A 218-nucleotide genomic window follows, 5' to 3' on the forward strand; every position below is an offset into this window, starting at 1 on the left:
CATGACCTGCTCGGCCCGCCTGCCCGTCTACGTCCTGCTCACCTCCATCATGGTGCCCGCCGACGCGAAGATCGGGCCGCTGGGCGCACGCGGAACCGTCATGTTCGCCCTCTACCTGCTGGGCGCGGTCTCCGCGATGGCGGCCGCCTGGGTGGTCAAGCGCCTCACCGACCGCGGCGGAGTGCTGCTGCCCTTCTACATGGAGATGCCGCCCTACC

At 70.2% G+C, this 218-nt stretch carries 1 pseudogene; it reads left to right on the forward strand.

The features are described 5' to 3' along the window. Window positions 1–218 (forward strand): annotated as a pseudogene (locus HMPREF2883_RS11865) (ferrous iron transporter B); the annotation flags it as partial.

The sequence above is a fragment of the Actinomyces sp. HMSC075C01 genome (assembly GCF_001812965.1).
Taxonomy (GTDB): domain Bacteria; phylum Actinomycetota; class Actinomycetes; order Actinomycetales; family Actinomycetaceae; genus Actinomyces; species Actinomyces acetigenes.